The organism is Streptomyces sp. MNU76, assembly GCF_020982545.1.
Classification (GTDB): domain Bacteria; phylum Actinomycetota; class Actinomycetes; order Streptomycetales; family Streptomycetaceae; genus Streptomyces.
Genome location: NZ_JAJKLK010000003.1, coordinates 1,194,196 through 1,212,519, shown reverse-complemented (window position 1 = coordinate 1,212,519; position 18,324 = coordinate 1,194,196). Strand labels below are relative to the sequence as shown.

Annotated in this window: 13 protein-coding genes and 3 pseudogenes; 8 read left to right on the top strand and 8 right to left on the bottom strand. The window is 71.6% G+C overall.

Going from position 1 to position 18,324, the window contains the following annotated elements; all coding sequences use genetic code 11:
- Window positions 1-50 precede the first annotated feature (50 nt).
- The 3 genes from E4N62_RS11730 (at window position 51) to idi (ending at window position 2,215) form a co-directional block, all read left to right on the top strand.
- On the top strand, window positions 51-989 hold the full coding sequence (locus E4N62_RS11730) for a cation diffusion facilitator family transporter (protein WP_230213813.1): 939 nt from the start codon (window positions 51-53) through the stop codon (window positions 987-989).
- Window positions 980-1,498 carry a GNAT family N-acetyltransferase gene (locus E4N62_RS11725; protein WP_230213812.1) on the top strand — a complete coding sequence of 173 codons (519 nt, stop codon included), beginning with the start codon at window positions 980-982 and terminating at the stop codon, window positions 1,496-1,498. Before E4N62_RS11730 ends, E4N62_RS11725 begins: the two co-directional genes overlap by 10 nt.
- Window positions 1,499-1,621: 123 nt before the next feature.
- Window positions 1,622-2,215: an isopentenyl-diphosphate Delta-isomerase gene (idi, locus tag E4N62_RS11720; protein WP_184901999.1), complete on the top strand. Its 594-nt coding sequence runs from the start codon at window positions 1,622-1,624 to the stop codon at window positions 2,213-2,215.
- A gap of 30 nt (window positions 2,216-2,245) precedes the next feature.
- On the opposite strand, the gene E4N62_RS11715 is transcribed toward idi, so the two are convergent.
- Complete coding sequence (locus tag E4N62_RS11715; protein WP_230214095.1) at window positions 2,246-2,761, bottom strand: ATP-binding protein; 516 nt, start codon at window positions 2,759-2,761, stop codon at window positions 2,246-2,248.
- 256 nt (window positions 2,762-3,017) lie between these two features.
- On the opposite strand from E4N62_RS11715, the pseudogene E4N62_RS11710 reads away from it, so the two are divergent.
- Window positions 3,018-3,759 (top strand): annotated as a pseudogene (locus tag E4N62_RS11710) (enoyl-CoA hydratase/isomerase family protein).
- Between the two features lie 18 nt (window positions 3,760-3,777).
- On the opposite strand, the gene E4N62_RS11705 reads toward E4N62_RS11710, so the two are convergent.
- On the bottom strand, window positions 3,778-4,413 hold the full coding sequence (locus E4N62_RS11705) for a DJ-1/PfpI family protein (protein ID WP_230213811.1): 636 nt from the start codon (window positions 4,411-4,413) through the stop codon (window positions 3,778-3,780).
- Between the two features lie 11 nt (window positions 4,414-4,424).
- Complete coding sequence (locus tag E4N62_RS11700; protein WP_230213810.1) at window positions 4,425-5,387, bottom strand: GlxA family transcriptional regulator; 963 nt, start codon at window positions 5,385-5,387, stop codon at window positions 4,425-4,427.
- A 124-nt stretch (window positions 5,388-5,511) separates the two neighbouring features.
- On the opposite strand from E4N62_RS11700, the gene E4N62_RS11695 reads away from it, so the two are divergent.
- The 3 genes and pseudogenes from E4N62_RS11695 to E4N62_RS11685 all read left to right on the top strand — a co-directional run bounded on the left by E4N62_RS11695 (window position 5,512) and on the right by E4N62_RS11685 (window position 9,144).
- Window positions 5,512-6,378 carry a hypothetical protein gene (locus tag E4N62_RS11695; RefSeq protein WP_230213809.1) on the top strand — a complete coding sequence of 289 codons (867 nt, stop codon included), beginning with the start codon at window positions 5,512-5,514 and terminating at the stop codon, window positions 6,376-6,378.
- 86 nt (window positions 6,379-6,464) lie between these two features.
- A complete protein-coding gene (locus tag E4N62_RS11690; protein ID WP_169797823.1) occupies window positions 6,465-6,608 on the top strand; it encodes an LPFR motif small protein in 144 nt (47 codons plus the stop codon).
- 156 nt (window positions 6,609-6,764) lie between these two features.
- A pseudogene (locus E4N62_RS11685) lies at window positions 6,765-9,144 on the top strand (Tex family protein).
- Between the two features lie 231 nt (window positions 9,145-9,375).
- Here E4N62_RS11685 and E4N62_RS11680 read toward each other — a convergent pair.
- Both E4N62_RS11680 and E4N62_RS11675 read right to left on the bottom strand, forming a co-directional pair.
- Window positions 9,376-11,016: an ABC-F family ATP-binding cassette domain-containing protein gene (locus E4N62_RS11680; RefSeq protein WP_230213808.1), complete on the bottom strand. Its 1,641-nt coding sequence runs from the start codon at window positions 11,014-11,016 to the stop codon at window positions 9,376-9,378.
- 75 nt (window positions 11,017-11,091) lie between these two features.
- On the bottom strand, window positions 11,092-12,117 hold the full coding sequence (locus tag E4N62_RS11675) for an oxidoreductase (protein WP_230213807.1): 1,026 nt from the start codon (window positions 12,115-12,117) through the stop codon (window positions 11,092-11,094).
- A gap of 66 nt (window positions 12,118-12,183) precedes the next feature.
- Between E4N62_RS11675 and E4N62_RS11670 the strand changes: the two are divergent.
- A pseudogene (locus E4N62_RS11670) lies at window positions 12,184-13,041 on the top strand (NAD(P)/FAD-dependent oxidoreductase); the annotation flags it as partial.
- A 219-nt stretch (window positions 13,042-13,260) separates the two neighbouring features.
- On the opposite strand, the gene E4N62_RS11665 reads toward E4N62_RS11670, so the two are convergent.
- From E4N62_RS11665 to E4N62_RS11655, 3 genes are all read right to left on the bottom strand, one after another.
- Window positions 13,261-14,985, bottom strand: coding sequence for a BCCT family transporter (locus E4N62_RS11665; RefSeq protein ID WP_230213806.1), 1,725 nt, complete (start codon window positions 14,983-14,985; stop codon window positions 13,261-13,263).
- A gap of 84 nt (window positions 14,986-15,069) precedes the next feature.
- Window positions 15,070-16,353 carry a M14 family metallocarboxypeptidase gene (locus tag E4N62_RS11660; protein ID WP_230213805.1) on the bottom strand — a complete coding sequence of 428 codons (1,284 nt, stop codon included), beginning with the start codon at window positions 16,351-16,353 and terminating at the stop codon, window positions 15,070-15,072.
- Window positions 16,350-18,314, bottom strand: a complete 1,965-nt coding sequence (locus E4N62_RS11655) for a Xaa-Pro dipeptidyl-peptidase (RefSeq protein WP_230213804.1) — start codon at window positions 18,312-18,314, stop codon at window positions 16,350-16,352. Before E4N62_RS11655 ends, E4N62_RS11660 begins: the two co-directional genes overlap by 4 nt.
- Window positions 18,315-18,324 lie beyond the last annotated feature (10 nt).

The window sequence follows — 18,324 nt, the reverse complement described above, 5'->3', positions numbered from 1 at the left end:
CCGGAGCCGAACACACGGACGCATCACGGACGCTTGAGAGAGGCGGATCCATGGGGGCCGGTCACGACCACGGGCACGCGCATCACGCGCCGACCAGCGGTACGGCGGCAGCCGCGTACCGCGGGCGGCTGCGGATCGCGCTGGCGATCACGCTCACCGTCATGGTGGTCGAGATCGTCGGCGGCGTGCTCGCCGATTCGCTGGCGCTCATCGCCGACGCGGCGCACATGGCGACGGACGCGGTGGGCCTCGGCATGGCGCTCCTCGCGATCCACTTCGCCAACCGCCCGCCGAGCGGCAACCGCACCTTCGGCTACGCCCGCGCCGAGATACTCGCGGCGCTCGCCAACTGTCTGCTGCTGCTCGGCGTCGGCGGCTATGTGCTGTTCGAGGCGATCCAGCGGTTCATCACACCGGTCGGGACCCAGGGTGGACTGACCGTCGTCTTCGGCGCGATCGGTCTGGTCGCGAACATGATCTCGCTGACCCTGTTGATGCGGGGCCAGAAGGAGAGCCTGAACGTCCGGGGCGCCTTCCTGGAGGTGGCCGCGGACGCGCTCGGTTCCCTGGCGGTGATCGTCTCCGCGGCGGTCATCCTGCTCACCGGCTGGCAGGCCGCCGACCCGATCGCCTCGCTCGTCATCGGTGTGATGATCGTCCCGCGTACGGTGAAGCTGCTACGCGAGACCCTCGACGTGCTGCTGGAGGCGGCGCCGAAGAACGTCGACATGGCCGAGGTACGGGCCCACATACTGGCACTGCCCGGCGTGGAGGACGTCCACGATCTGCACGCCTGGACCATCACCTCCGGCATGCCCGTGCTCTCCGCCCATGTGGTGGTGAGCTCCGACACGCTGGACTCCATCGGCCACGAGAAGATGCTGCACGACCTCCAGGGCTGCATCGGCGACCACTTCGACGTCGAGCACTGCACCTTCCAGCTGGAGCCGGGCGGCCACGCGGAACACGAGGCGAAGCTGTGTCACTGACCACCGGCTGGACCACGCGACCGGAGACGTCCGCCGACCGCGAGGGGGTGTACGGCGTCAACGCCGCCGCCTTCGATACCGACGCGGAGGCCCGGCTGGTCGACGCGCTGCGCGAGGACCCCGGCGCCTGGCTGCCGGACCTGTCGTACGTCGCCGAGGCCCCGGACGGCACGCTCGCGGCGTACGCGCTGATCACCCGCTGCCATGTCGACGAGGTGCCCGCGCTGGCGCTGGCCCCCGTCGCGGTCCTGCCGGACCACCAGCGGCAGGGGGCGGGCGCGGCTGTCGTACGCGCGGTGCTGGAGGCGGCACGCGCGCGCGGGGAGCGGCTCGTCCTCGTCCTGGGGCATCCCGGGTACTACCCGCGCTTCGGCTTCGTCCGTGCGTCCGAGTACGGCATCCGGCCCGGATTCGAAGTGCCGGACGAGGCGATGATGGCGCTGGTCCTCGACGGTTCCGCCCCGGTCGCGTCCGGCACCATCAGGTATCCGGCGGCTTTCGGGGTCTGATCCACGGGCCAGGTGTCTTCGGCGGGGGTGTGCGGGTAGGACATGCGGGTCGACCGCGAAGTGCCGGAAGCACCGGTTCGTTGCGGCAGACTTGAGGCTCGAAGAACGAGGCGAAGGATGGGCATGCCGATCACACCTGCCACCGCGATGCACAGTCCCGAGAGCGGCACCACGGAAGCGATCCTGCTGGAGCTGGTCGACGAGGACGGCACCACGATCGGCACCGCGGAGAAGCTGGCCGCTCATCAACCGCCCGGTCAGCTGCACCGGGCGTTCTCCGTCTTCCTCTTCGACGAGCGCGGTCGGCTGCTGCTGCAGCAGCGGGCCCTCGGCAAGTACCACTCCCCCGGCGTCTGGTCGAACACCTGCTGCGGCCACCCGTACCCGGGCGAGTCCCCCTTCGCGGCGGCCGCCCGGCGGACCCACGAGGAGCTGGGGGTCTCCCCGGCACTCCTCGGCGAGGCGGGCACGGTCCGCTACAACCACCCGGACCCGGACTCGGGCCTGGTGGAGCAGGAGTTCAACCACCTGTTCGTCGGGCTGCTCCAGGCGCCGCTCCGGCCGGACCCGGAGGAGGTCGGGGACACCGCGTTCGTCACCCCGGCCGAGCTCGCGGAGCGGCATGCCAAGGACCCCTTCTCGGCCTGGTTCATGACGGTCCTGGACGCGGCGCGGCCGGCGGTCAGGGAGCTGACGGGGCCGGCCGCGGGCTGGTGACCACGGGCTCCGGCCCGGGGCCGCGAACCCTCACCCCTGGAACAGATGTGCGGGTTCGAGCGGCAGGGCGACCCAGACCACCTTGCCGCCGCTCGCGGTGTGCTCCACGTCACAGACGCCGCCCGCCTCCAGGGTGATCTCCCGCACCAGGAGCAGACCACGGCCGCCGAGCCGACCGTGGTCGGTCTCCAGGGCGGTCGGGCGGTAGGGGTGGTTGTCCTCCACCGAGACCCGCACCCACTGGGCTCCGACGGCGACCTCGACGGCGAGCGTGGGCGACAGGAGCGCCGCGTGTTTCACGGCGTTCGTCACCAGCTCGGAGACGATCAGCAGGAGTCCCTGGACGAGGTCGTCCGAGATCGGCACGCCTTGGCGGGCGAGCAGTTCCCGGACGGCGCGCCGCGCCTGCGGCACCGAGGCGTCGACGGCGGCAGCGGTGAACCGCCAGACCCCTTCGTAAGGCAGTGGCTCCGGCGGCCTCGGGTCGTCGGGTCGGTGCCCGTCGCCGTCAGGGCGTGGGTCGCTCCCGCGCCCTTGGTCGTCCATGGTCCGGTCGCCACCCTTGCGCTCGATTGTCACCACATGTCGAGTGTTGGTAACTCGAAGCCGCGCACGAAGAACTGAACAGAAGTCAGCGTGTATCGACGACTTTCGGATCACTTGTGAGCGAGTCGGTCGGTCGCATGACAGCAGCTTTTCGAGCTGCGTCGCTTTGGGAACTATTCGGGTTGTACGGGTTCGGCCCCGGTCGCGAAGCCGGGTCTCGACACCGGTCGCGACACCGGTGGCTAGCATCCGGGGCATGGAGCCTCAGCTGCTGGACACCGTCGCCGACGGGATCGCGACCGTCGTCATCCACCACCCAGCCAAGCGCAACGCCATGACGGCCGGGATGTGGCGGGCACTGCCGCCGCTGCTCGACCGGCTGGCCGCCGACCCGGCGGTCCGGGCACTGGTGCTCACCGGGGAGGGCGGGACGTTCTGCGCGGGGCCGACATCTCCACGCTGCGGGGTCCCCGGACGAGGCCCAGAGGCTGGCGGTCCTCGCCGAGGAGGCCCTCGCCGCCTTCCCCAAGCCGTCCCTCGCGGCGATCCGGGGGCACTGCGTGGGTGGCGGGGCCCAGCTGGCGACGGCCTGCGATCTGCGGTTCGCGCGGGAGGGAGCGCTGTTCGGGATCACCCCGGCGAAGCTGGGCCTCGTCTATCCCGCCTCCTCCACCCGGCGGCTGGTGTCGCTGATCGGGCCGAGCACGGCCAAGTACCTGCTGTTCTCCGGCGAGTTGATCGACGCGGAGCGGGCGCTGCGCACGGGCTTGGTGGACGAGGTGCTGCGTGAGGGCGAACTCGCCGACCGGGTCGAGGAGTTCACCCGGGTCCTGGTCTCGCGCTCGCGGCTGACGCAGGCGGCGGCCAAGGAGTTCGCGAACGGCCGCACCGACCGCGACGCCCACTGGGCCGAACAGGCACGCGGCAGCGGCGACACCGCGGAGGGCGTCGCCGCGTTCCTGGAGCGCAGACCGCCCCGCTTCACCTGGTCGGCGTGAGGGCCGCCGCGACGGCGGTCACATCAGGGCGAAGCGGCTGTTGGTCCGGAACTCCTCCACGAGGTGGGCCGGCGCCTTGTGCGGGGCACCGGCGTCGTAGGGCGGCTGCGGGTCGTACTCGGTCATCAGCTGGACGGCCTGGGCGTGCTCGTCGCCCGCGATCCGGCCGACCAGGGTCAGGCCCATGTCGATGCCGGAGGACACCCCGGCCGCGGTGACGTACTTGCCGTCGATGACGACCCGCTCCCCGGTCGGCTCGGCGCCGTACTGCTTCAGGAAGTCCAGCGCCAGCCAGTGCGAGGTGGCCCGGCGGCCTTCGAGGAGCCCGGCGCCGGCCAGGAGCAGGGAACCGGTGCACACGGAGGTCGTCCAGGTGCTCGTACGGTCGGCCGTGCGCAGCCAGTCGAAGAGGGGCTCGTTCTCCATCTGCGCGAACTGGCCGGGGCCGCCCGGCACCACGACGACGTCCGGACTCGGGACCTCGGCGAGCGACCTGTCGGCGGTGAGCGCCAGGGCGCCGGTGTCGGAGCGGACGGGGCCCGTCTCCTCGGCGACGAAGACGAGTTCGGCGTCGGGCAGACGGCCGAGGGTCTCGTAGGGCCCTACGGCGTCGAGGGCGGTGAAGCGGTCGAAGAGGACGATGGCGATCTGCATCGGGATTCCTTTCAGCGAGTGGGATCGGCGGCCGGGCGGAAGCGGCGGCGGTACTCCGCCGGGGAGGTGGCGAGGGCCTTCACGAAGGCGCGGCGCATGGCCTCGGCGGTGCCGTAGCCACAGGTGCGGGAGATCTCCTCCACTCCGTCGGAGGTGTCCTCCAGGAGGCGGCGGGCGTGTTCGAGGCGGACGCGGTCGACGTACCTACCAGGGGTCGTGCCCGTCTCGGTCCGGAAGGCGCGGGCGAAGTGGCGGGGCGAGAGCCGGGCACGGGCGGCCAGGTGCTCAACGCTCAGGTCGTCGCCGGGGTGCTCGGTGATCCACTGCTGGACCTCGCGGAGCGGTTCCCGCTGCGCGGTCTGGGCGGCGAGCTGGGCACTGAACTGAGCCTGGTTGCCCGGGCGACGCAGGAAGACCACGAGATGGCGGGCGATGGTGAGAGCGGCCTCGCGGCCGATGTCCTCCTCGACGAGCGCCAGGGCGAGGTCGATGCCGGCGGTGACACCGGCGGAGGTCGCGATGTGCCCGTCGCGGACGTAGATGGGGTCGGGGTCGACCTCGACCGCCGGGTGGTGGCGGGCCAGGGTGTCGCAGTACGCCCAGTGGGTGGTCGCCCGGCGGCCGTCCAGGAAGCCGGCCTCGGCGAGCAGGATGGCGCCGGTGCAGACCGAGACCAGGCGCTCCGCGCGCGGACCGTGCTCGCGCAGCCAGTCCAGGATCTCGGGAGCCGGGGTCCGTGTGCCCTGGCCGCCCGGGACGAGCAGGGTGTGCGGGGCGGCGGGGGCGGCGGCGAGGCTGTGGTCCGGGACGAGGGTGAGGCCGCTGGAGGTGCGCACGGGCGTGCCGTCCAGGGAGGCCGTGCTGACGCGGTACGTCCCCGGTGTGTGCTGTTCCGCGCCGGCGAAGACCTCCAGCGGGCCGGTGACGTCGAGGCTCTGCACGCCGTCGAAGAGGACGACCAGGACTGTTCGCATGCCTTCGATTCTTGGGCGGCCGAACCATGACCGCAATGACGAGCACCCCACCTTTCCTGCCATCGGGGGTGGACGGGCGGGACCACCCCGCACTCACGTACCAACCAGTCGGTAATCTGCCGCCATGACCTCTTCCCTGCCGGAGCGCGCCGGGCGACGCTGCCACAGCCTCCTCAATCCGTTCCACTCCGCGCACTACTTCTCGCCGGACCTCGGGCGGGAACTGGCCGCCGTGGGGGTCGAGGACCCGCGGGCGGCGTACTTCGCCGTCCGGGCCGCCGCCCTCGGGCGCGTCGGAGCGGGCGTCGTGACGGCGACGTTCTTCAACTTCCGTCACGAACTGGTGGCGGAGCACGTGCCCGCCGTGTGGGAGACGGCGTCGCCGTCCACGGTGCTGGCGGCCCGTGAGCGCGCTGTCGACGCCACGCTGCGACGGCTGCTCGGCGAGGAACCGCTCGCCTCCGCGGAGGTCGCCGAGGCGGCGGAGCTGGCGCTGCGCGCCACCGAGGCGTGTGTGCGGACCGCACGCCCCCTGTACGCCGCGCACGCCGACCTGCCCGTACCCGAGCGCCCTCATCTCGCGCTCTGGCACGCGACCACCCTGCTGCGCGAGCACCGGGGCGACGGACATCTCGCGGTGCTCCTCGACGCCGGTCTCGACCCGGTCGAGGCGCTGGCCAGCCACACCGCGACCGGGAAGGGCATGTCCCCGAAGTGGGCCGTCGCCACCCGCGGCTGGACGCGGGTCGACTGGGACGCCGCGAACGCCCGGCTGCGCGAGCGCGGGCTGCTCGACGCCGACGGCGGACTGACGGAGGCGGGCGTGGCGCTGCGCAGGGACATCGAGGACGCGACCGACCGCCTCGACCTGGCCCCCTACGGGCATCTGGGCGCGGCCGGGGTGGAGCGGCTGACCGAGCTGATGACCGGCCTGGTGACGACGATGCTCGGCGCGGGGGCGTTCCCGGCAGGGATGATCGGCAAGGGCTGAGCGCGCGGCGCGCAGGCATGAACGGCGCCGGGCGCGGTACTCGATCGTTCCTGGCCCAGTCAGCCGGGAGACGAAAGGGGAAGTACGTGTTCCGTGCGATCGCAGACGTGTTGCGGCAGATCGGTGGGGCCATCGCGACGGTGGTCACGCTGCCGTTCCGGGCCGTGGCCCGGCTCTTCGGGGGCGCGTCGAGCTCGACGCGCCGCACCGGGCGGGCCCGCCGGGCCTGAGGACGGCCAGGCCGTACAGACCTGGGAGCCGGACGCGGGATCGCGTCCGGCTCCTCCGCTGTCCGGAACCCGCGCGTTTGCCGCCCTGAGCCCCCGCTGTCCGTGCCACCTGCCACAATTGCCGCGCAACCTCAGTGGAGAAGGCGGTACGGGAACGTGACGACACCCGGGTCCATCGAAGTACGGTCCATCGAAGGCAGGATCGCCGAGGAGCTCGGCGTACGGGAGCGGCAGGTCAAGGCCGCGGTGGAACTGCTCGACGGCGGTTCGACCGTGCCCTTCGTCGCCCGCTACCGCAAGGAAGCGACCGAGATGCTCGACGACGCGCAGCTGCGCACGATCGAGGAGCGGCTGCGCTATCTGCGGGAGCTGGAGGAGCGGCGGAGCGCGATCCTCGACTCGGTGCGCGAGCAGGACAAGTTGACGCCCGAGGTCGAGGCGCAGATCCGCGCCGCCGAGACCAAGGCCCGTCTGGAGGACATCTACCTCCCCTTCAAGCCGAAGCGGCGCACCAAGGCCCAGATCGCCCGCGAGGCCGGTCTCGAACCGCTGGCCGAGGGCCTGCTCGGGGACCCGACCGTCGAGCCGCTGGCCGCCGCCGCGGCGTTCGTGGACGGCGAGAAGGGTGTGGCCGACGCGCAGGCCGCCCTGGACGGCGCGCGGGCGATCCTCACCGAGCGGTTCTCCGAGGACGCCGACCTGATCGGCGAGTTGCGCGAGCGCATGTGGGTACGGGGCCGGCTCGCCGCCAAGGTCAAGGACGGCAAGGAGGACGCGGGCGCCAAGTTCGCCGACTACTTCGACTTCTCCGAGCCGTTCACCGAGCTGCCCTCCCACCGCATCCTGGCGATGCTGCGCGGCGAGAAGGAGGACGTCCTCGATCTCGTCCTGGAGCCGGAGGAGCCCTCCGAGCAGCCCGGCCCCTCCTCCTACGAGGGGATCGTCGCGCATCGTTTCCAGATCGCCGACCGGGGCCGACCCGCCGACAAGTGGCTCACGGACACGGTCCGCTGGGCCTGGCGGACCCGCATCCTCGTCCACCTCGGCATCGACCTCAGGCTGCGGCTGCGGACGGCCGCCGAGGACGAGGCGGTGAACGTGTTCGCGGCGAACCTGCGCGACCTGCTCCTCGCCGCCCCGGCCGGGACGCGCGCGACGCTGGGCCTGGACCCGGGCTTCCGTACGGGTGTGAAGGTCGCCGTGGTGGACGCCACCGGCAAGGTCGTCGCCACCGACGTCATCTACCCGCACGTCCCGGCCAACAAGTGGGACGAGGCCATCGCCAAGCTGGCGCGCCTGGCCAAGGAGCACGCGGTCGAACTGGTCGCGATCGGCAACGGCACGGCGTCCCGGGAGACCGACAAGCTCGCCGGTGAACTGATCACCAAGCACCCGGAGTTGAAGCTCACCAAGGTGATGGTGTCCGAGGCGGGCGCCTCCGTGTACTCGGCGTCGGCGTTCGCCTCCGCGGAGCTGCCCGGGATGGACGTCTCACTGCGCGGCGCCGTGTCGATCGCGCGCCGGCTGCAGGACCCGCTGGCCGAGCTGGTCAAGATCGACCCCAAGTCGATCGGTGTCGGGCAGTACCAGCACGACCTGTCCGAGGTGAAGCTCTCCCGTTCCCTGGACGCGGTGGTCGAGGACTGTGTGAACGGCGTGGGCGTGGACGTGAACACGGCCTCCGCGCCGCTGCTGGCCCGGGTCTCCGGCATCTCCTCCGGGCTCGCCGAGAACATCGTGGCCCACCGCGACGCCAACGGCCCCTTCACCTCGCGTTCCGAGCTCAAGGGCGTGACACGGCTCGGGCCCAAGGCGTACGAGCAGTGCGCGGGCTTCCTGCGGATTCGGGGCGGCTCGGACCCGCTGGACGCGTCCAGCGTGCACCCGGAGGCGTACCCCGTGGTCCGGCGGATGGTGAAGAGCTCGGGGCAGGAGGTCGCGGCACTCATCGGCAACACGGGGGTCCTGCGGTCGCTCAGGCCGGCGGACTTCGTCGACGAGACCTTCGGTCTGCCGACCGTGTCGGACATCCTCAAGGAGTTGGAGAAGCCGGGGCGCGATCCCCGGCCCGCCTTCAAGACCGCCACCTTCAAGGAGGGCGTCGAGAAGATCTCCGACCTGGAGGCCGGGATGGTCCTCGAAGGGGTCGTGACGAACGTCGCGGCGTTCGGGGCGTTCATCGACATCGGTGTCCACCAGGACGGGCTGGCGCATGTCTCCGCGCTGTCCCGGACGTTCGTGAAGGACCCGCGTGATGTGGTCAAGCCCGGGGACATCGTGAAGGTGAAGGTGCTCGACGTCGACGTGCCGCGCAAGCGGATCTCGTTGACGTTGCGGTTGGACGACGAGGCGGCGCCGAAGGGGACGGCCGGGCAGTCCGGTGGGGGTGCTCGGCAGCAGCAGCGGGTGGCCGTGGGGGCCTGCGCCTCGGCAGCAGGGGCGTGGGGGGGTAGGGGGTGCGGCTGCTGCGCCTGCCAACAGTGCGATGGCGGATGCGTTGCGGCGGGCGGGGTTGGTGGACAAGAAGCGCGGCTGAGGTGACGGCGGGGTTTTCTCGCCCCGCCGCCCCTACCCGTCCCGTCCTCGCAAGGGGCTGCGCCCCTTTGACCCCCAGGCGTCCGTCCGGTGGGGGCTGGTCGCGCAGTTCCCCGCGCCCCTCAAAAAGCAGGGGCTGCGCCCCGTGCCTTTCGCCCTGAGGCCCGGAGGCCCTTCAGGGGCGCGGGGAACTGCGCGAGAAGCCCCACTCAGCCGCGGCCGGCGGTGGTGCTCACTGCTCCGTCACCTTGCCCGCCTCCACGACCAGACGGCGGGTCACTCCTACCGCGTCCAGCATGCGGCGGTCGTGGGTCACCAGGAGCAGCGTGCCCTCGTAGGAGTCCAGGGCCGACTCCAGTTGTTCGATGGCCGGGAGGTCCAGGTGGTTCGTGGGCTCGTCGAGGATGAGGAGGTTGACTCCTCGGCCCTGGAGGAGGGCCAGGGCCGCGCGGGTGCGTTCGCCCGGGGACAGGGTGATCGCCGGACGTAGGACATGGTGGGACTTCAGGCCGAACTTGGCCAGGAGGGTGCGCACTTCGGCCGGCTCGGTGTCGGGGACCGCCCCGCAGAAGGCGTCGAGGAGGGACTCGGGGCCGTGGAAGAGGGCGCGGGCCTGGTCGACCTCACCGACCAGGACCCCGGAGCCCAGGGCGGCATGGCCCGAGTCCAGGGGGACCCGGCCGAGGAGCGCACCGAGGAGCGTCGACTTCCCCGCGCCGTTCGCGCCGGTGATGGCGACACGGTCCGCCCAGTCGATCTGCAGGGAGACCGGTCCGAAGGCGAAGTCGCCGCGCCGCACCTCCGCGTCGCGCATCGTGGCGACCACGGCGCCGGAGCGCGGGCCCGCCGCGATCTCCATGCGCAGCTCCCACTCCTTGCGCGGCTCCTCCACCACATCGAGCCGTTCGATCATGCGCTGGGTCTGCCGGGCCTTCGCGGCCTGCTTCTCGCTCGCCTCGCTGCGGAACTTGCGGCCGATCTTGTCGTTGTCGTTGCTCGCCTTGCGCCGCGCGTTCTTGACACCCTTGTCCATCCACGAGCGCTGCATCTGGGCGCGGTCCTGGAGCGCGGCCTTCTTGTCGGCGTACTCCTCGTAGTCGTCGCGCGCGTGCCGGCGGGCCGTCTCGCGCTCCTCCAGGTAGGCCTCGTAGCCGCCGCCGTAGAGGTTGATCTGGTTCTGGGCGAGGTCGAGTTCGAGGACCTTGGTGACCGTACGGGTGAGGAACTCGCGGTCGTGGCTGACGACGACCGTGCCCGCGCGCAGGCCGGAGACGAAGCGTTCGAGTCGTTCCAGGCCGTCCAGGTCGAGGTCGTTGGTGGGCTCGTCGAGGAGGAAGACGTCGTAGCGGGAGAGGAGGAGGGAGGCGAGTCCGGCGCGGGCGGCCTGGCCGCCGGAGAGGCCGGTCATGGGTTGGTCCAGGTCCACGCCGAGCCCCAGGGTGTCGGCGACCTCCTCCGCCCGCTCGTCGAGGTCGGCGCCGCCCAGGTCGAGCCAGCGCTCCAGGCTCACCGAGTACGCGTCGTCGGCGCCCGGCGCGCCCTCCACCAGTGCCTGCGTGGCCTCGTCCATCACCCGCTGGGCCTCGGCCACCCCCGTGCGCCGGGCCAGGAACTCCCGTACGGTCTCGCCCTCCCGCCGCTCGGGCTCCTGCGGCAGGTGTCCCACGGTCGCCGTGGGCGGGGACAGCCGCAGCTCGCCCTCCTCCGGCGGGAGCAGGCCGGCGAGCAGACGCAGCAGCGTGGACTTGCCGGCGCCGTTGGCTCCGACCAGACCGATCACATCACCGGGGGCGACGACGAGGTCCAGCCCGGAGAAGAGCGAGCGGTCGCCGTGTCCGGCTGCGAGGTTCTTGACGACGAGGGTGGCGGTCACAGGGGGTGATTTTACGGCCCCTGTCACAGACTCGGGGCGCTGCCCCGGACCCCGTTCGCGCAGTTCCCCGCGTCCCTACAGCGCCATCGGTTCCACCAGCACCGTCCCGGAGGTGCGGGCCACGATGAACGATTCTCCCTTCGCCGCCTTCGGGTCCAGACCGATGCGGTGCCGGCCCGCCGGGAGGATGCCGTCGAAGAAGCGGTAGGTGTGGGGTCGGTAGAGACGGTCGAGGCGGTAGGCGGTGAGCTCCACCCGGCAGGTGGAGGTGATCTCGATGCCGGCCTGCCCGTCGGCGGCGACCAGCCGGGTGAGGCGGCGCTGTTCGGCCGGGCTGCGGTCGAGGGCGTGTTCGATCTGGGCGACGAGGAGCGGGATGATCGGGGCGAGTCCGTCGACGTACGCGACCTGGACCCCCGCGCGGTCGAAGGCCAGCCGCACGGCGTCGCGGTCCGCCTTGCCGACGGCCCGGCCGAAGGCCACGGCACCGTAGGCGCGCAGCTCTTCCGGGGGCACGCCGGTGGCGTCCTGCGCTATGTCGGCGCCGATGCCGATGGCGCGCAGGGCGGCGGCGAGTTTGGCGAGCACGGCGACGCGGGCGCCGATGAGGAGGACCCGCCGGGCCGACGGCTCGGGGCCCGACTCGCACAGCAGGGACCGCAGGGCGCCGCGGTACTCGGCGCCCTGGAAGCGGAAGGGGCCGATGCCGGTGTAGCCGTTGAGCCTGAGGTCGGCCTCCTCCTCCGTCTGCCAGGCGAAGTCCCGCCACACGAAGTCGTCGCCGTCCCGCTCTATGACCGCGGTCACCGCTCCGCAGGCGAGGTCGGCGCATTCGGGGCAGCCGTAGATGACGTAACGGCCGCTTCTCAGGGGTGCCTCGGCCTCCAGGAGCAGACTGCGCACCTGGGCGGTGAAGATCGAGGGCGGGACGTCGGAGGCCAGGGGGGAGACGGCGTCGAGGTCGGAGAGCTGGAACAGCAGCGGGCGTCCGTCGACGATGAAGTCCACGAAGTCCCGGTGCACTTGGTAATCACCGTTGGCGAGGACGCCACCGGCTCGCATCGCCGGTGCCAGGCCGAAGGTCGCGTACTCGGCAGACATGGTGTGAGTATCCCCACAAAGGCAGACTTGTGAGCACGGCATGACATATTCCGTTAACGTCCCCGGGTGACCAGTGAATCGAACAGTGACGTGATCGTGGTCGGTGGCGGCGTCGTCGGTCTCACGACGGCCGTCGTGTTGGCGGAGAGCGGCAGCCGGGTCCGGGTGTGGGCGCGGGAGCCCGGGGAGCGCGCGACGTCCGGCGTCGCGGGTGGACTGTGGTGGCCCTACCGGATCGAGCCGGAGGAACTGGTCGGCGCGTGGGCGCTCGACACCCTCGACGTGTACGAGGGGCTGGCGGCCCGGCCGAACGAGACGGGCGTACGCATGGTCGAAGGCGTACACGGCGGGACCACGTTGGACGGGCTCGGCGCGTGGGCCTCGCGGGTGGCCGGGCTGCGGGTGGCGACGGCCGGGGAGTACCGGGGTGTCGGGCTGTGGGCGCGGCTGCCGCTGCTCGACATGCCGGTCCATCTGCGGTGGCTGCGCGAGCGGTTCGTCGCGGCGGGCGGCGTCGTGGAGGAGCGCACGGTGACCGACCTCGCGGCGGTCGACGCCCCCGTGGTCGTCAACTGCACGGGGATCGGCGCGCGCGAGCTGGTGCCGGACCCGTCCGTACGGCCGGTGCGGGGGCAGCTGGTCGTCGTGGAGAACCCGGGGATCACCACCTGGCTCACCTCGGTGGACCATTCCGGTTCCGAGAGCACGTACTTCATCCCGCAGCCGGGCGGGCTGATCCTCGGTGGTACGGCGGAGGAGGACGCCTGGTCCCTGACGCCGGACCCGGTGATCGCGGAGGCGATCGTGAGGCGGTGTGCGGCAGTTCGGCCCGAGATCGCCGGGGCGCGGATCGTCGAGCACCGGGTCGGGCTGCGACCCTCGCGCCCGGCGGTCCGCCTGGAGCGGGAACTCCTGCCGGGCGGGAGGGTGTTGGTGCACAACTACGGGCACGGTGGGGCAGGGGTGACGGTGGCTTGGGGTGCGCGCGGGTCGCTGCGCGGCTGGCCACGGGTTGAGCGGGCGTCGGGAAAGAAGAGGGCGTCGGGAAAGAGGGGGTCGTCGGTCGGGTGCGGGTCGTGGGGGCCGGTCGCGCAGTTCCCCGCGCCCCTGACGGGGCGCGGGGCGCCCTGCCCCGGCGCGTGTCTACTCCGCGCGATGGCCGATCGGGTCCCCCTCGATCTCCGTGCCCTGGCCCGGACCGACCCTGATCTCGAACTCGCCGTCATAGCGCTTGTGGCCCTCGATGACGGCCAGTTCGACCGCTTCGGAGGCCATCTCCTCGCGGACCATCACGGGGTCCCGCCGCAGGTCGCGCATCATCGCGACGCACATGCCGATCATCACCAGGACGAACGGCGCGGCGGCCAGGATCGTGAGGTTCTGCAGGCCGGTCAGGGCGTCTCCCTGGCCACTGCCGACGAGGAGCATGATCGCGGCGACGGCCCCGGTGACGACGCCCCAGAAGACGATGACGAAGCGGCCGGGTTCGAGCGCGCCCCGCTGCGAGAGCGTGCCCATCACGATGGAGGCGGCGTCGGCGCCGGAGACGAAGAAGATGCCGACGAGGATCATCACGAGCAGGCTGGAGACCGTGGCCAGGGGGAACTCGTGCAGAACGGCGAAGAGCTGACCCTCGGGTGTGGCCTCCTCACCGAGTCGGCCCTGTCCCTGGAGCCGCATCGCCGTGCCGCCGAAGACCGCGAACCAGACGAGGCTGACCGTGCTGGGCACGAGGATGACGCCGCCGACGAACTGGCGGATGGTGCGGCCGCGGCTGATGCGGGCGATGAACATGCCGACGAAGGGCGTCCAGGAGATCCACCACGCCCAGTAGAAGACGGTCCAGCTGCCGAGCCAGTCGGCCACGCCCTCGCCACCAGAAGCCTCGGTGCGGCCCGCGAGTTGGGGCAGGTCGCCGAGGTAGGAGAAGACCGAGGTCGGCAGGAGGTCGAGGACCAGGATGGTGGGTCCGGCGACGAAGACGAAGACCGCCAGCAGCAGGGCCAGCACCATGTTGGTGTTGGACAGCCACTGGATGCCCTTCTCCACGCCGGAGACGGCGGAGGCAACGAAGGCCAGGGTCAGGACGGCGATGATCGCGACGAGCAGGCCGGTGCCGACCTTGTCCATCCAGTTCAGTTCGCGAAAGCCCGAGCCGATCTGGAGGGCACCGAGGCCCAGGGAGGCCGCCGAACCGAAGATCGTGGCGATGATCGCAAGGATGTCGATGGCCCGGCCGAGGGTGCCGCCCGCACGCTTCTCACCGATCAGCGGGGTGAAGACGGCGCTGATGGTCTGACGGCGCTGCTTGCGGAAGGTGCTGTAGGCGATGCCGAGGCCGACCACCGCGTAGATCGCCCAGGGGTGCAGCGTCCAGTGGAACAGGGTGGTCGCCATCGCCGTTTCCATGCGTTCACCGGAGCCCTGGGGGCCGGTGCCCGGCGGGGGCGAGGTGTAGTGGGCGAGGGGCTCACTGACGCCGTAGAACATCAGGCCGATGCCCATGCCGGCGCTGAACATCATGGCGACCCAGGAGACCGTGCGGAACTCGGGTTTCTCGCCCTCGACGCCGAGGTGGATGCGGCCGTAGCGGCTGACCGCGAGCCACAGGGCGAAGACGACGAAGCAGGAGGCGGCCAGCATGAACGCCCAGCCACCGTTGTGGATGAGGCCGTTCAGCATCTTGCCGGAGACGGTTTCGAGGGCGTCGGTCCAGATGGCACCCCAGAGCACGAAGGCCAGGGTGAGGGCCGCCGTCACACCGAACACTACGGGGTCCGTCCGGGGCCGCCCGCCGCCGGGGAGACCCGCCTCCGAGCCTGGAAGCGCGCCTCCCCCGTGGTGGGTGGTGCGATGATCGTGCGTCACAGGTGGAACCTTTCCGCGAGTGGCTGGAACAGACCTTCTCCTGCCCAGGAACCCCTACCACATGTGACTTCGATCCTTTCTCTTTCAACAGTCGGTGTCGGGCACCCCTTCCGTCAGGCGGTACGGGGCCTGCGCGTCGAACAGCAGCGGGACCAGCGCGCGGAACGGCTGGCGCAGCGGTACCAGGACGCCGCCCCGGTCACCGTCGCCGTCGGTTTCCGGCCGTACGCGGACGCCGTGCAGCGCCAGTTCGTCGGCGACCTCCTCGTACTGCTGTGGGGTGAGCCGGTAGCCGCAGGGCGGGTCCTGGATCACCTCGGCGGGGTCGGCGGGGTCGTTGTCGGCGCCGCCGACATAGACCGGGCCGGTGTCGCGGAGGCCGGCCAGACGGGCCGCGCCGGTCACCCGGTCCACCTGTCGGCCGCGTTCGACGGCGAAGCCGAACAGGCCTTTCAAGGCGGCGAGTTGGGAGTTCACCCGGCGCAGGTTGTTGACCGGCTCCGGGGTGTCGGCCGTCAGGGGTTCCACCCTGCTCTCGATCAGCAGCCCGACCGAGTGCTTGATTCCTGACATGTTGCGCAGAATGCGCTCCTGGCCGTCGCCGGCGACCTGGCGGATCGGGTCGCCGGTCACCGGGTCGGTCCAGATGCCGTAGGTGCCGGTCGAGTGGCCCGCGGCCCCGGCGGCCGGGCGTACGTGGCCGAGGGAGAGCGTGCGTGCCTCGGCGTGGACGGCCGGGTCGGTGTTGAGGTTGCGCGGCCAGAGGTCGAAGAGATCCTTGTCGTAGTACTGCGGGGTGGCGCCGTATTCGTGCAGGTCGTAGACGATGTCGGGCCGGCGGTCGCGCACGACGGCGGCGAGGGCCCGCGCCTCGGCGGTCCGCAGGGCGAGGTGGTCGCGGTTGATGTCGACGCCGTCGCCGTTGCCCCGGGTGCCGGCGGCCCGGCCGTCGGGGTTGGCGGTGGGGACGACGAGCACCGTGGTGGATCTCAGCAGCCGTTCGGTCCGCTCGTCCCTGGCGAAGGCGAGGTCGCGCAGGGTGGTGAGGCAGGCCTCGCGGCCGGCGGGCTCGTCGCCGTGCTGGCTGCAGATGAGCAGGACCGTGCGCGAGGTGGGGCGGGTGCCGATCCGGACGAGCTGGAGCGGGCGGCCCTGCTCGGTGGTGCCGATCCGGGTCGTCGACACCCGGTCGCTCGCCCGGTCGACGGCGGCCAGGAAGGCCTGCTCCTCGGGCTGGCCGGTCCAGCGTGCACCGCCCGACCGCTCGAATCCGGTGCGCGGCAGAGCGGTGTCCGTCGCGTGCGCCGGAGTCGACAGCAGGGGCACTGCGAGGGCCGTGCCGAGCAGTGCCGCGATGCGGGCCCTCACGCGCCACCGCCCGGGACGCGGGCGGCCCGGCCCGGGTCACGTACGCCGTCGAGGACCGAGGCCTCCGGGCGAGCGATGGTGCCCGAGGTGGCCTTCGCGAAGGCCACGCCGCCGCCGACCAGCGGGACCTGCGCGGAGGTGCGCTTGAGGTCGATGGTCAGGGTGGGCGTGCTGGACGGCGGGTCGATGAGGTCCTCGTCGGTGCCCGCGATGATCAGTGCGAGACGGTGTCCGGCCGGGACGACGTGATCGCTCGCGTGCAGGTCGAGGGTGATCGTGTACGGGGTGCCGGGGGTGAGCGGGGCGCCCGTGGCGGAGGAGTGGTTGCCGAGGTCGGCCCAGCCGCGGCTGAAGATCGTGTAGTCGACGTCCGCGGTCTTGGCCTTCGTCTCCCGGAAACAGGAGCTGTCACCGGTGGTGCTGGGGCCCCAGCAGGTGCGTTCGGTGAGGGTGGTGATGCCCTCACCGACGGTGGAGTAGTCGCGGATGGTGTCCGGGCCGAGGTCCACGAGGACCGCCGAGAGGTGGGCGCTTGAGGTGGTGGGCGTGGCGGTGACGGTCACCTTGGAGGAGCCGGAGAGCCGCAGGTCCTGTGTGAGGGGCGCGGTCGCGAAGCCCGCCTTCTCCGGGGTGGACCTGTCGACGTGGGCGGCCCAGTCGGTCTCGTTCAGCGCGGGGTCGTCGGTGAAGGTCTCGGTGCCGGACCGCTTGCGCAGGCCGAGGGTGCCGACACCGGGCGCGGCGCCCTCGGCGGGGCGCAGGGTCGTGGCCTTGGTGGCGCGCGGCGGCCAGACCCTGGACGTCTCCCACTGGTCCGGGTGGCGTTCGATGTCGGCCATCGGCTCGTCGTCGATGCCGTTGTCGTAGCCGAGGAGTTCGTGGTCGAACCAGCGGTGCAGGGTGTCGACCCAGGCGGCGCGGCGGAAGTCGAAGGGGTCGACGTGGCCGACCTCGGAGAGCCAGATCTTGCGCTCGACGCCGTGCTTCGCGAGCGCGTCCCACCACTGGCCGAAGTGCTTGGGGCGGACGTTGAGGTCCTGCTGACCGTGGACGACGAAGACGCTGGCGTCGATCTTCCGGACGTCCTTGACGTAGTCCCGCTCGGTCCACAGCGGGGTCCAGTCGCCGGTGCGCGGGGCGCCGTCGACGAGTCGCTGCTGGACATGACCGCACTTGGCGCGGGCGTCGGGGCTCTCGACGTAGTCGGAGAGCCACTCGGGGCCGGAGTTGTAGAGGGGGGCGCCCTTGGCGAAGTAGTAGTCGTACCAGGAGGAGATCGCGCCGATCGGCACGATGGTCTCCAGGCCCTCGACGCCGGTGGCGGCCACGCCGTTGGCGATCGTACCGTCGTAGCTCTTGCCGATCATGCCGGTCCTGCCGTTGGTCCAGCCGGCCCTGGTCTTGGTGCTTCCCGTACGGGTGGTGTACGCCCGGCCTCGGCCATTGAGCCAGTCGACCACCGCCTTGGCCGACTGGACGTCGGAGCGGCCGCCGACGTCCACACAGCCGTCGGAGCGGTTGGTTCCCGCGAGGTCGACGGCGACGAACGCGTAGCCGCGGGGCACGAAGTAGTTGTCGTAGAACAGCGGCATCTGGACGACGTTCCCGTTCGCGTCGTACGTCTTGCGCTGACTCTCGTTGCCGCGCCCACAGCAGGAGTAGTAGGGGCTGGCGTCCATGATCACCGGGATCTTCCGGCCTCGCAGGGCGGGTTCACTCGGGCGGACGATGTCGACGGCGACCCGGTCCGGCTTCCCGTCGCGGTCGCCGTCGAGCCCGGTGTCCACCCAGACGGATTCACGGACGGCGTTCTCGTACGAGTAGACCGGCTCACTCCTACGGGGCGCCGGGGTGCCGGCGGCCGCCGAGGTGAGGAACGTGGCGGTGAGGGCGGCGGCCGTGGCGGCCGTCGCGAACGATCTCCAGGTCGTGAAGCGTGCACGTCGCACAGATATCGGCATGCGCGGACGG

Bases quoted from the DNA above. Each gene is read 5' to 3' on its own strand.
- E4N62_RS11730 (WP_230213813.1), top strand. From the start codon at position 51: ATGGGGGCCGGTCACGACCACGGGCACGCGCATCACGCGCCGACCAGC.
- idi (WP_184901999.1), top strand. From the start codon at position 1,622: ATGCCGATCACACCTGCCACCGCGATGCACAGTCCCGAGAGCGGCACC.
- E4N62_RS11715 (WP_230214095.1), bottom strand. From the start codon at position 2,761: ATGGACGACCAAGGGCGCGGGAGCGACCCACGCCCTGACGGCGACGGG.
- E4N62_RS11705 (WP_230213811.1), bottom strand. From the start codon at position 4,413: ATGCAGATCGCCATCGTCCTCTTCGACCGCTTCACCGCCCTCGACGCC.
- E4N62_RS11700 (WP_230213810.1), bottom strand. From the start codon at position 5,387: ATGCGAACAGTCCTGGTCGTCCTCTTCGACGGCGTGCAGAGCCTCGAC.
- E4N62_RS11695 (WP_230213809.1), top strand. From the start codon at position 5,512: ATGACCTCTTCCCTGCCGGAGCGCGCCGGGCGACGCTGCCACAGCCTC.
- E4N62_RS11675 (WP_230213807.1), bottom strand. From the start codon at position 12,117: ATGTCTGCCGAGTACGCGACCTTCGGCCTGGCACCGGCGATGCGAGCC.
- E4N62_RS11655 (WP_230213804.1), bottom strand. From the start codon at position 18,314: ATGCCGATATCTGTGCGACGTGCACGCTTCACGACCTGGAGATCGTTC.